This is a genomic window from Rhizobium sp. SYY.PMSO (assembly GCF_046840415.1).
In the GTDB taxonomy this organism is placed as follows: domain Bacteria; phylum Pseudomonadota; class Alphaproteobacteria; order Rhizobiales; family Rhizobiaceae; genus Rhizobium.
In genome coordinates this window covers 826151-838018 of the sequence record NZ_CP177350.1, presented here as the reverse complement: position 1 = coordinate 838018, position 11868 = coordinate 826151, and the positions used below count along the sequence as shown (strand labels likewise).

10 protein-coding genes are annotated in these 11868 nt (G+C 61.0%); all 10 read right to left on the bottom strand.

Going from position 1 to position 11868, the window contains the following annotated elements:
* Positions 1-13: 13 nt before the first annotated feature.
* The 10 genes from ACJJVH_RS22285 to ACJJVH_RS22240 all read right to left on the bottom strand — a co-directional run bounded on the left by ACJJVH_RS22285 (position 14) and on the right by ACJJVH_RS22240 (position 11795).
* Positions 14-484, bottom strand: coding sequence for a GNAT family N-acetyltransferase (locus ACJJVH_RS22285; protein ID WP_412066154.1), 471 nt, complete (start codon positions 482-484; stop codon positions 14-16).
* Between the two features lie 13 nt (positions 485-497).
* Complete coding sequence (locus ACJJVH_RS22280; protein ID WP_412066153.1) at positions 498-1424, bottom strand: ABC transporter ATP-binding protein; 927 nt, start codon at positions 1422-1424, stop codon at positions 498-500.
* Complete coding sequence (locus tag ACJJVH_RS22275; protein ID WP_412066152.1) at positions 1421-2236, bottom strand: ABC transporter ATP-binding protein; 816 nt, start codon at positions 2234-2236, stop codon at positions 1421-1423. Before ACJJVH_RS22275 ends, ACJJVH_RS22280 begins: the two co-directional genes overlap by 4 nt.
* A complete protein-coding gene (locus ACJJVH_RS22270; RefSeq protein ID WP_113356915.1) occupies positions 2233-3135 on the bottom strand; it encodes an ABC transporter permease in 903 nt (300 codons plus the stop codon). The genes ACJJVH_RS22275 and ACJJVH_RS22270 overlap by 4 nt, the downstream gene beginning before the upstream one ends.
* Positions 3132-4115: an ABC transporter permease gene (locus ACJJVH_RS22265; RefSeq protein WP_112799697.1), complete on the bottom strand. Its 984-nt coding sequence runs from the start codon at positions 4113-4115 to the stop codon at positions 3132-3134. Before ACJJVH_RS22265 ends, ACJJVH_RS22270 begins: the two co-directional genes overlap by 4 nt.
* A 21-nt stretch (positions 4116-4136) precedes the next feature.
* Positions 4137-5828, bottom strand: coding sequence for an ABC transporter substrate-binding protein (locus ACJJVH_RS22260; protein WP_412066151.1), 1692 nt, complete (start codon positions 5826-5828; stop codon positions 4137-4139).
* A 350-nt stretch (positions 5829-6178) separates the two neighbouring features.
* The gene (locus tag ACJJVH_RS22255) at positions 6179-6574 is read right to left on the bottom strand and encodes a RidA family protein (protein WP_112799692.1); all 396 of its coding nucleotides are present in this window, start codon (positions 6572-6574) and stop codon (positions 6179-6181) included.
* A gap of 244 nt (positions 6575-6818) precedes the next feature.
* A complete protein-coding gene (locus ACJJVH_RS22250; protein WP_412066150.1) occupies positions 6819-8618 on the bottom strand; it encodes an NAD(P)-binding domain-containing protein in 1800 nt (599 codons plus the stop codon).
* 64 nt (positions 8619-8682) lie between these two features.
* A complete protein-coding gene (locus ACJJVH_RS22245) occupies positions 8683-9756 on the bottom strand; it encodes a 2,3-butanediol dehydrogenase (protein WP_412066149.1) in 1074 nt (357 codons plus the stop codon).
* Between the two features lie 164 nt (positions 9757-9920).
* Positions 9921-11795, bottom strand: a complete 1875-nt coding sequence (locus ACJJVH_RS22240) for a sigma-54-dependent Fis family transcriptional regulator (RefSeq protein WP_412066148.1) — start codon at positions 11793-11795, stop codon at positions 9921-9923.
* Positions 11796-11868: the final 73 nt, after the last annotated feature.

Sequence of the window (11868 nt, the reverse complement as noted above, 5' to 3'; positions counted from 1 at the left end):
CTGAAGGGATCGTTCAAAGCTTGAGCATGCCGGCATAAATGCCGGGCGCGGAATTGGGAATCATTATGGCGCCTACCGTCTTCTCGTAGAATTCCGAGGGGCCGACATCGCCGATGACGGTATAGGCGTAACCCATCGCCTTCTGATCGTTGAGGCAGGCAAAGAGCAGCGCACGGCCGATGCCGAGACCGCGCACGCTTTCGTCGACGCCGGTCGGGCCGAAGAAGCCGCGCGCCGTCGCCTCATGGCAGGCAAAGCCGACAAGCTCCCGGTTGCGCGTGGCGATGAAGCAGGTCGGCGGTTGGCGGGTCATCGCCACCGTCGTCTCGCTTGCCCAGCCCTGGCTGAAATGTTCAGCCACCCAGCCGGTGATGAGCCTCAGCTCGGGCGGCAGCGCACGCCGGACGGTAACGCCGGCCTTCGCCATTCGTTCGGGTGACTGCGTGTCTGCCGGCAGGGTCGATAGATTGACGAGGTAATCCAAGACAAGAATCCTTCTAGTTCGATGCGACGAGCGCACGCACGAAATGATTGGGGCCGACCTGCTCGACCTTGGTCGAGACCGGCCGGCTGAGCGAGCGGATCCTCTCCGCCTGCTCGAGGAAGCGGGCGCTGCCACCGGTCACGAACCTGCGGCCGCCATCCGGCACCGCCGACAGCAAAAGCTGCGTGTAGGGATGCTTCGGACCGGCGAGGACGGCAGTGCTCTCACCCCATTCGACCATCTGTCCGGCGAACATCACCACGATCTCCTCCGCGACATGGGCGGCCGTCGCGATATCATGGGTAATGTAGAGCATGGCGAGATCGTTTTCCCGTTTTACCCGCGCCAGCAGATCGAGAATGTCCTTGCGGATCGACACATCGAGCATCGAGGTCGGCTCGTCCGCGACCAGCACGCTCGGTGCGACCGCGAGAGCACGCGCGATGTTGACGCGCTGCCGCTGGCCGCCGGACAGTTCATGCGGAAACTTCTGGCGCGTCACCGAAGGATCGAGCCCGACGCTTTCGAGCAGCTTCGATATGTCATCGTCCCGCTCGGCTTTCGGCTTGTCCTGCCCATGCAGCTGCAGCGGCCGGGCGATGTGGTGATTGATGGTGAAGGCCGGGTTGAGCGAGGAGAACGGGTCCTGAAAGACCATCTGGACGTCCTTGCGATACATCCGCTCTTCCCTGCCCGAACCGCGTGCCGTACGATCTTGGCCGCGAAAAAGGAGCCTTCCGGCCGTCGGTTTGTCAAGTCTGGCGATGATGCGGGCGCATGTCGTCTTGCCGCAGCCGGATTCGCCGACCAATGCCAGCGCCTTTCCTGCAAAGAGGGAGAAGGAGACGCTCTTCAAGGCATGCACTGTGCCGAAGTGGCGTTGGATATCATCCAGCCGGATGACGGGTTCTGCAGTCACAGCCTGTATCTGCGGTTTCATGCGAAAACTCCGGAAGGGTGAGTGCTGGCCGGAAGCTGCGGGATGGCGTTCCAGAGCTTGCGCGTGTAATCATGAACGGGCGACTGGCTGACCTGGGCGACATCGCCGACCTCGACCAGCTCTCCCTTCAGCATGATGCCGATGCGGTGGCAAAGCTGCGCCATCAGATGCAGGTCGTGGGTGATGAAGAGCACCGAGAAGCCGTAGGTCTGCTGCAGGTCGAGCACCTGCTCCAGGATCTCCCGCTGCACGACGACATCGAGAGCCGTCGTCGGCTCGTCCATGATGATGAGTTCGGGACGCAGCGCCAGGCAGATGGCAATGACGATGCGCTGGCGCATGCCGCCGGAAAACTGATGCGGATAGTCGCTAACGCGGTGCGGGGGGATGCCCACCAGCTTGAACATCTCTTCGGCACGCGCTCGCGATTCCTGACGCGAGCATCCGGTATGGCGATGCAGGACATCGTGAAACTGCGCCTCCACCCGCATCAGCGGATTGAGCGAATTCATGGCGCTCTGGAACACCATGCCGATGCGCTTCCAGCGGATCCTCTGCAACTCGCTTTCCGGCATTTTCAGCAGATCCTTGCCATCCAGGCGGATGCTTCCGCCGCTGATCCAGGCCGGAGCCTTGGAAAGCCGCGTGATCGCATAGGCGATCGTGCTCTTGCCACAGCCGGATTCGCCGGCAAGACCGAAGATTTCACCGCGGCCGATATTGAAGGACACGTCCTTCACTGCCCGGAAATCGCCCTTATCGAGCAGATAATCAATGTTGAGGTGTTCGATCTCAAGCAGGTTGTCGCTCATTGGCCTGACCTCATCATCCGATTGCGGGCGCGTGTCAGGCGGAACCAGCGGGTCAAGGCCGGGCCGGAACGCAATTGCGGATTGGCAATTTCGTCGAAGGTGAAGTTGATCAGCGCCAGTCCAAGGCCCGTCAGCGCGATGCCGATGGCCGGCACGCCGATATCCCACCAGGCGCCGACCATGATGGCCGAGGCATTCTGGGCGTTGTAGAGCATGGTGCCCCAAGTGACCTTCAGCGGATCGCCAAAGCCGAGATATTCAAGCGTGGTCTGGGCGACGATCGCGTAGATGATGCTGCCGACCAGATTGATGCCGATGAGCGGCGTCAGGTTCGGCAGGATCTCGACGAAGATGATGCGCCAGGCCGGCTCGCCGATCATCTTGGCGGCGGTGACGAAATCGCGGTTGCGCAGCGCCATCGTCTGCGACCGCGTCATGCGCGCGCCCCACGGCCAGGACGTCAAGGCAATGATGGTCATGATCGTCATCGGCCCAACCGTGCCCGCGAAGGAGGCAAGCAGGATGAGCAACGGCATGTTCGGGATGACCAGCACGGCGTTGGTGGCCAGATCGAGCGCGGCGTCGGTTTTGCCGCCGGCATAACCGGCGATCAGGCCGATGGCCGTGCCGATCACGGTGATCGCGATGCCCGTGGCAAAACCGACGGAAAGCGAGCTCCTCGCCCCCCAAACGAATTGCTTATAGACGTCACGGCCCATCTTGGTGGTGCCGAAAACGTGCTCGACGGATGGCGGCTGATGCGAGCGTCCCACGCGGGCGCCGGGTTCGCCCGGAGCGATGATCGGCGCGAAGATCGCCATCAGGCACAGGGCGGCGACGATGACGAAGCCGACGAGCGCCTTCTTCTGACTGAAGATGGATCGAAGCGAAAAACTCATCGACCGGCCTCCCTCAATCGCGGATCGACGAGGCCGTAGATGATGTCGACGAGGAAATTGGCGCCAAGGGTCGCCAGCGTCATCAGCAGCAACTGGCCCTGGATGACGGGATAGTCGCGCGCCACGCTGGCGGTAAACAGCGTCAGGCCAAGACCCGGATAGTTGAAAACGATCTCCGTGACGATCGAGCCGCCGAACACGGCGCCAAGCATCAGCGCCAGATTGGTGAGGACCGGCAGCAGCGCGTTACGAGCGCCGTAGCCGAACATGACGGCAAGGTTGCTGAGCCCCTTGGCACGCCCCATCGTCACGTAATCCTCTCCTAGCACGACGATCATCGACGATCGCATCGTCGTCTGGAATTCGCCGATCAGAAACGGAGACAGGGTCAGCACCGGCAGGATCGCATGCATGAACACGCTGCCGAAGAAGGTGAAGTTGAAGCCCGGATCGAGATTGGGGTCATAGGCATATCCCACCGGAAACCAGCGCAGCGATACCGCAAAGACGAACAAGGTCGTGAGCGCGACGATGACGGGCGGTATCGAGAACAGGATCACGGCAAAGGGCGATACGATCGTGTCGAACCGCCCGCCGCGCCTCCAGGCTGCAATCGCGCCGAGCACGACGCCGACGCACAGCGAAAAGATGATCGCGGTGACGACCAGGAAGACGGTCCACAGTGTGGCGCGGCTCAACACCTGGACCACCGTCTGAGGATAATATTTGACCGAAACGCCCAGATCGAAGGTGGCGAGCCCTTTGAGATAGTCGAGGAATTGCATCGCGATCGGCTGATCGATCTCGCCGAAACGGGCCTTGATCGCCTCCACGGCCGCGGGTGTGGCCCGCGGCCCCAGCTGGGCGACCATGGCGTCGACGGGGCTCCCCGGCATAAGCCGGGGAAGAATGAAGTTCACGACGATCGCGAAGGCCAGGGCCACCGCATAGACGCCGAGGCGCCGGCTTGAAACACGCATCTCTGCTTCCTTCGCTGTGGCCTATTGGACCGGCTTCAGGCGCAGCAGATGCATGAGACGCATGCGGTTGTTGTCGTGGTTTTCCGGGTTCATCACCGGATCTTTATCCGTGACCCAGCCGGTAAACCGCTTGCTGGAGTACTGATACCAGGTCGGACCGTTGAAGACCGGCACGACCGGGAAATCGTCGGCGATGAGCACCTGAATATCGTTGAAGATCTTCCTGTGTTCGTCATCGGAAGACGATTTCAGATATTGGTCGAAAAGCGCGTCGAGCTTCGGGTTGGAATAGCGCGGCGCTGAGACCGTGAGTTTGCCGGCATAAGCCGTCGACAGGCTCTGATAGTAGCCCTGGAATGGTGTGGCGCTGTCGGCGCGCGAGTTCATGACGACATCGAAGCTGCCATCGAGAAGCTGCTTGCGCCACTGCTCGTATTCCGGCGTTGCGACCGATGCATTGATGCCGGACGCGCGCAGCCCTTCGACGGCGATCTGCACGGCATCGATCCAGTCGGTCCAGCCGTTCGGCACGATGATGGCGAAGGTGATCGGCTTGCCGCTCGGCGTGGTGCGGAAGCCATCGGCACCCTTCTTGTAGCCGGCATCATCGAGGATCTTGTTCGCCTTGTCGGTATCGAATCCCATGAAGGCGTCCTTGTCGCCTTCGGCAGCCTTGTTACTCCAGCTTTCAAAGCGCGGCGGCAGGCCGCTGGCATGCAGGTTGACGACCGGATAGCCGAAGCCGGCGATATCGACCATCGACTTGCGATCCATTGCCAGGCTGAAGGCGTGGCGGAAATTGAGATCCTTGAACGCTTCGAGATTGCCGGCATTCGAAGACTTGAAGTTCATCTGGAAGGCCACGGTTTCCGCCGGCGGCTGCCAATATCCGTTGTGCTCGGGGTCGAGCGCGACGAAGGTTTTGTCGATCTGCGGCAGGAACGAGCCGATCCAGTCGACAGTGCCTTCCGGCAGCAGCGCCAGCATCTGGTCGTTGCCCGAAATCTGCGGCAGGCGCAGGCAATCGACATGCAGCGATGCGGCATCCCAGTAGTTCGGATTGCGGCACTGCTCGTAGACCTGCGGCGTGAAGCGGCGCACCTCGGTCATCGGACCGGAGCCGACAGGCTTTTCGTTCTTGAAGGCGACCGGATCGGCAACGTCCTTCCAGATGTGCTCGGGCACGACGGCGAGATCGGCGAGCGATTCCGGGAATTCGGAATTTACGGCCTTGAGGTTGATCTTCACCTGTGTCGGCGTCGGCGCTTCGACGGAGGCGACCGTCTGGCCGACACCGACCGTATCGACGGCCGGATTTTTCAGCATCAGGTCGATCGTGTACTTCACGTCGGCCGAGGTCAGCGGCTGTCCATCGGACCACTTCACACCGGGACGGAGATCATAGGTAATCGACAAAAGATCGTCGGAAAACTTGTAGTTCGTCGCCAGACGCCAGACCGGCTTGCCGCCATCACTGGCGTTGAAGATGACCAGTGGCTCATAAATGAAATCCATCGTGCTCTGGCGGCGACCAGCCAGATCGAAAGGATTGAAGTTGCTGACCCAGCTGGTCTGTTCCTCGATATGCATCGTCAGAATGGCCTCGGCCGCCGACGCAATGCCGGAGCCGAGAGCCAGCGAAGCGCCCAGGGCCGCTGCCGCCCAGGACGTTCGATGGAAGAGATCGCGCAATGTTCTTTTCTTCGTTCCCATTTTATCGTTCCCTCTCGTTGTTTTCGAGTAGTCAATCAAATTGATTTAATCGTGAGTTTCGAGACTCGTCAATCGCTGATTGGAAATCAACAAGGATGGTTTTCGCATTTGAAGAAGAGGGAATCGGGCACGCGGGAGCCTGCCGCGGCCGGATTGGGAAGCGGATGAGTGCCCCGTCCACGCAGGCCGTCCGCAATGACGGAAACAAAGCGGCGAGGCGCCTGCGCCGACTGATGATAGTGGGAAAAAAGCGTAAGAGCGATTGTTAGAAATAGGCCCGATGCCGGCCCATGGCGGCATCGGAACCTTGAGCTTCAGGCGGACCGGAAACGGCCAACCGATGCGCCCGCTCAGTCGAGCGGCTTATAGGCAACCACGTCCATCTCGACCTTCACATCGACCATCATTGGTGACTGGACGGTCGAACGCGCCGGCGGGTGATCGATGAAATGCTTTTCGAACACTGCATTGAAGCTCGAAAAATCGCGCGCATCGTCCAGCCAGACATTGACCTTCACCACATGCTCGAGCGTGCAATCGGCAAGGGCAAGAACATCCTTGATATTGGCGATGACCTGTTCGGTCTGCGCCACGATATTGCCGGTGACGATCTCGCCGTTGATGGTCGGGACCTGGCCAGAGACATAAACAAAATCGCCGGCCCTGACAGCCTTGGCAAAGGGGCGGCGCTGGCCGCCGGCCTGGTTGTCGGCGACATCGAAACGGATCAGCTTGTTCTTGCTCATGATATGCTCGGTCTCTCTCTGTTGTTGAAAGCCGCAGTCGCCATGGCTTCATCGTAAAGAGGCCCAAGCGCTCGACTCCCCTGACATCTTCATTATCCGCCGCAGCGTCGCCACGCCAGATCGTATCGACCGTTTCACCGATCGTTGCCGAGCGTTTTCACCGCGACCTCAACCGATACCTTAATTCGAGCATCGATCGAAATCGCGGTGGTTTCAAAAGGTTATGAAAGAATCCTGAAATCCTCTACCGTTTGTGATGAACGGCCTGCAAGCCATAGACGGGCGTCGGAATACCTTCCATCCGCGCCTTCAATTGCAGGGAAAGATACTGGGAATAGTGCCGCGACTGATGCAGATTGCCGCCGTGGAACCACAATGCTTCCTGCTGCGTCGGCTTCCACATATTGCGCTGTTCGCCTTCCCAGGGGCCGGGGTCCTTGGGTGTATCGGAGCCCAATCCCCAAACCTTGCCGACCTTGTCGGCCGTCTCCTGGTCGATCAGGTCGGCGACCCAGCCATTCATCGAACCATAGCCCGTGGCATAGACGATGACATCCGCCGGAATCTCCTTCCCGTTGTCGAGCTTCACGGAATTTTCCGTGATCTCGGCAACCTGACCTGCCGCGAGCTTGACCTTGCCATCGATGATGAGCTGGGAGGCGCCGATGTCGATATAATAGCCCGAACCGCGCCGCAGATATTTCATGAACAGGCCGGAACCGTCCGCGCCCCAATCCAATTGGAAGCCGGCTTTTTCCAAAGCCGCATAAAAATCGGCGTCGCGTTCGCGCATCTGGTTATACAGCGGAATCTGGAACTCGTGCATGATCCTGTATGGCAGCGAGGCAAAGATCAGGTCGGCCTTTGCCGTGGTCACGCCGTTTGCCAGCGCCTGCTCCGAATAGAGCGCACCGAGCCCGATATCCATCAGCGTATTGGACCGCACGATATGCGTGGTCGACCGCTGGATCATCGTCACATCCACACCGGCCTCATACAGAGCGGCGCAGATATCGTGAGCCGAGTTGTTCGAGCCGATGACCACCACCTTCTTTCCCTTGTAGCCATCCGGCCCAGGATGCTGGGAGGAATGGTGCTGCTCTCCCTTGAAATTCTCACGACCCTTGAAATCGGGAATGTTGGCCTTGCCGGACATGCCGGTGGCGAAGACGAGCTGCTTCGGCCGGAGAGTGACCTCCTCGCCATCGCGATCGACCACAACGGTCCATTCCTTTGCCGACTCGTCCCATTTTGCCGACTTGGCCGTGGACCGGGTCCAGTAGTTCAGCTCCATGACCTTCGTATAGAATTCCAGCCAGTCGCCGATCTTGTCCTTCGGTGCGAAGACGGGCCAATTCTTCGGGAAGTCGATGTAAGGCAGGTGATCGTACCAGACGGGATCGTGCAGGCAGAGCGACTTGTAGCGTTTGCGCCAGGAATCGCCCGGCCTGTCGTTCTTTTCGAGGATAATGGTGGAAACGCCGAGCTGGCGCAGCCTCGCGCCGAGGGCGATGCCGCCCTGCCCGCCGCCGATGATGACGACATAAGGCTGCTTTTCGTAGCCGAGCGTGCGGGCTTCGTCCTCACGCTCCTCCTTCCATGTCTTGGCGCCCATATTCTGGCCATGCTTGGCACCGAGCGGCCGCGTGAAGCCGGCCTTTTCCTCATGTCCCTTCAATTCGACCAGGGCTGTCAGCAGGGTCCAGATCAGACCGTTCTTGAAGCGGATGAGGCCATAGCCGCGGCCGACGCCGGTTTCGAACGAGATCCAGCTCTCGAGCACGCCATCCGCCTCCGTCGCCTCCTCGCCGGCTGCGACGCGGAAGTTGGATGGCTTCGTGCCGGCAAGCTGGGCCTGCAGCATGTCGCGGACCTGATCGCGCCCTTCGACCGTCTTGATGTTCCAGGTAAAGGCGACGAGATCGCGCCAGTAGCATTCCTCCGCAAACATGGACACGGCCCCGTCGATGTGGCCGGCGGCAAGCGCGTCGCTGAATTTATCGAGAAGTGCCTGAATACGGGTGGTCGGGGTTTTATCGAGCATTTCATCTCCTCCTGCTCTTTGAAGATTTTCGGAGCGGCTCCTCGACCGCTCCATGGGTCGGCGGTTATCGCGACAGATCGATCAATATCTTGAGGTGCTTGCCGGCGGGATCGAGCAGCTGGTCGAAGCCTCCGGTAACGGCGTCGCCGAGCGACACGAACTTGGTGACGATCCGCAGGGCCGGAATCTGGCCGCTGGCAATCAGTCTGGCGACACGCGGCCAGTAATGGGTCGGATAGGCCCAGGAGCCGCGGATATCGATATCCTTGAAGGTGACGTCGAACCAGTTCAGCGGGTTCTCATGGGGATGCAACCCGGTCTGGACGACGACGCCCTGCTTGCGCACGGCATCGGCGCAATTCTTCAGGGCGTGCTCGTTGCCGACGCACTCGATGGCGATATCGCAACCGACACCACCTTCCGTCTCGCTGCGGATGACCTCTCCGACGTTCGCCGATCGCGGATTTATGGTTCGAACGTCCTTGAGCGCTTCTCTTGCGAGCGCCAGCCGCGTGTCGTTGAGATCGGACATGAAGATCTGCGTCGCGCCGGCCGCGCGCGCCGCCATCGCCGTCAGGATGCCGATCGGCCCTGCCCCGGTGATGAGCACGCTGTTGCCTGCCGTCACACCTGCCCTGTCGCAGGCATAGACGGCGACGGCGGTTGGCTCGATGAGAGCGGCTTCCTCGTCGCTCAGGCTCTCGGGGATAGGCTGCACGTTGTAATCGTTGAGCAGCGCCGCCTCCGCCATGCCGCCCGACTGCCACGACAGGCCGGCCAGCGCGAGCTGCGAACTCAAGTGAAACAAGCCGCGGTCGGCATAATAGTCACCCTCACGCGGCATGATGAGCGGCTGAACCGAGACGCGATCGCCGACCTTCACATGGCTGACACCCTCGCCTACGGCCTTCACCACCCCGCCGAATTCGTGGCCGAGAACCTGCCGCCCATGCGCCTTGGTAAAGGGATGCGGCTCCTTCGGCACGAAGATCGGGCCATAGGCATATTCATGCAGATCGGTGCCGCAAATGCCGCAAAAGCGATTTTTGATCAGCACCTGACCGGGGCCTGGTTCGGCCGGTTGTGGAATATCCTCGACACGCAAATCCTTGGCGGCATGGAAGCGGAGAGCTTTCATTCCTGTTTCCTCCTCGTTTGCTCTTGCAACGAGAAGACAGCAAGCGGCATGCCAGATCGCGGCAGAACAGGAAATGCCGATTTTTCAAAAGCTTGCATTTCGGCCCGAGGCCCAGGCCGCGAACATGCAACACTCTTGCCGCAACAGGTGTTGCAATGAATGCGTCAGTTGAGGCGCTTCAGCCGGCGATGGATCGTGGAGCGATTGACGCCGAGCTTGCGGGCAAGCGCCGAAACGTTGTTGCCGCATTCGTCGAGCGCCCTGCGGAGATCGGCCGCAGGCTCGCCGCTTCGCAGTGCCTCGTCATCGCAGAGCGTTTCCGGCAGGCACTCCATGGTGATGACGCCGCTTTCCGAAAGCGCGGCGGCGACACGCAACGCATTGGAGAGTTCGCGGATATTCCCTGGCCAGCCATGGCGCAGCAGAGCCGCGCGGGCAGATGCATCCAGCCGATAGAAGTGTCCATTGTCCCGACCGATGCGCTGCAAAAGATGGTCGATCATGGCCGAAAGATCCTGCCGCGCGCGCAATGGCGGCAGCGCCAGGGTGACGGCATTCAGCCGATAATAAAGATCCTGCCGGAATTGCCCGAGCGCGACCAGTTCCGCCAGATCCCGATGCGAGGCCGACAGGAGGCGCAGATGCACCGGCCGCGCCTTCAATGCCCCGACGGGCAGGACCTCGTTTTCCGAAAGGACGCGCAGCAGCCGGCTTTGCAGCGCAAGCGGCATGTCGCCGATTTCATCGAGGAACAAGGTGCCGCCGTCGGCCTCTTCGATAAGGCCGCGCTTGCCTTTCTGGTTGGCGCCGGTAAAGGCGCCGGGGGCATAGCCGAACAATTCCGATTCCATCAGCTGCTCGGGGATCGCGGCGCAATTGACCGCAACGAATTTTCCGGCGGCGTCGCCGCTGTCGTGGATCGCGCGCGCCAGATATTCCTTGCCGCTGCCCGTTTCCCCCTGGATCAGGATCGGAATGCCCCGTCCGGCGAGTTTGGCGGCTCGCGCCTGCAGGCGCTCCATGGCCGGATCGCCGAAGCTGAGATCCTTGAAGGGGCTGCGAATTTTCGCAACGTCAGCGCTCGGCACGCGACGAAAGCCCGCAGCCGGCGCGATGGCGCTGGCAAAGACGGCCAGACCGCTCTTCGCCTTGAGAAGCCTGTCGCCGTTCGGTTGTCCCCGCATCAAAAGGGGAAGATCGTCGAGCTCGATATCGAAGAAGCTGTCGATCGGCTGACCGATGAACCGGCGGGTCACGATCCCGTGCATGTTCATCGCGCGGGCCAGTGCCCCGAAGCCGCCATGCGTCATGCCGGTAATGCGGCCGCTGCCGTCGAGCGCGATCGCCGCGTCCGGATCGACATCGAGAAATTCGGGCGAGCGCGCCAGCCGCAATACCCAGTCGTTGCGCGTGCGCGTCATCAGGTTGGCAAGCTCGATGCGGCGGGCGGTCGATGCGACAAGATGTGCGGCAAGCTGCTGACTGGCCTTTGCCGTCGGCGAGCGAAGCTGCGAGATATCGAGCACCGCCGTCAGATCGCCGAGCGTATCGAAGATCGGCGCTGCCGTGCAGGTCAACCCTATATGGCTGGTGTCGAAATGGTCGTCCTGATGGATGATGACCGGCTCGCCCGAGACGATGCAGGCGCCGACGGCGCAGGTTCCCGCCCGGTTCTCCGACCATTCCGAACCAAGATAAAGCCCCGCCTTGCGCAACTGGTTGTCGAAGGTCGGATCGCCCATGAAATCCACGGTCACGCCGCGGGCATCGGACAGGAGCAGCACGTAATTCTGCTCGACGACCTGGCTGAAGAGCCGCTCAAGCCCCGAACGGCCGATGCGGATCAATTCCTCCGCCTGCTCTCGATGCTCGCGAAGCTTGACCTCCGGCACGATATAAGCTTCCTGCGCGGCGGCAGGGTCCAGCCTGTAGTCGTTGAGACACCGCAGCCAAGACTGCACGACAGGCGCATCGCGAGGGCTGGTGGCCCCCATGGCGACACGCTCGATCTCCTTAATGTGCGACAATGTCGACACCATGGATCGCTCCCCCCACCCGTATGGTCGCACATTCGAGGTCCCTCAACAATGTGTCTTTCGATAGAGGAGCGGG

Excerpts from the sequence above, each read along its gene's own strand:
- ACJJVH_RS22280 (WP_412066153.1), bottom strand. The coding sequence starts at position 1,424 with ATGAAACCGCAGATACAGGCTGTGACTGCAGAACCCGTCATCCGGCTG.
- ACJJVH_RS22275 (WP_412066152.1), bottom strand. The coding sequence starts at position 2,236 with ATGAGCGACAACCTGCTTGAGATCGAACACCTCAACATTGATTATCTG.
- ACJJVH_RS22270 (WP_113356915.1), bottom strand. The coding sequence starts at position 3,135 with ATGAGTTTTTCGCTTCGATCCATCTTCAGTCAGAAGAAGGCGCTCGTC.
- ACJJVH_RS22265 (WP_112799697.1), bottom strand. The coding sequence starts at position 4,115 with ATGCGTGTTTCAAGCCGGCGCCTCGGCGTCTATGCGGTGGCCCTGGCC.
- ACJJVH_RS22260 (WP_412066151.1), bottom strand. The coding sequence starts at position 5,828 with ATGGGAACGAAGAAAAGAACATTGCGCGATCTCTTCCATCGAACGTCC.
- ACJJVH_RS22255 (WP_112799692.1), bottom strand. The coding sequence starts at position 6,574 with ATGAGCAAGAACAAGCTGATCCGTTTCGATGTCGCCGACAACCAGGCC.
- ACJJVH_RS22250 (WP_412066150.1), bottom strand. The coding sequence starts at position 8,618 with ATGCTCGATAAAACCCCGACCACCCGTATTCAGGCACTTCTCGATAAA.
- ACJJVH_RS22245 (WP_412066149.1), bottom strand. The coding sequence starts at position 9,756 with ATGAAAGCTCTCCGCTTCCATGCCGCCAAGGATTTGCGTGTCGAGGAT.
- ACJJVH_RS22240 (WP_412066148.1), bottom strand. The coding sequence starts at position 11,795 with ATGGTGTCGACATTGTCGCACATTAAGGAGATCGAGCGTGTCGCCATG.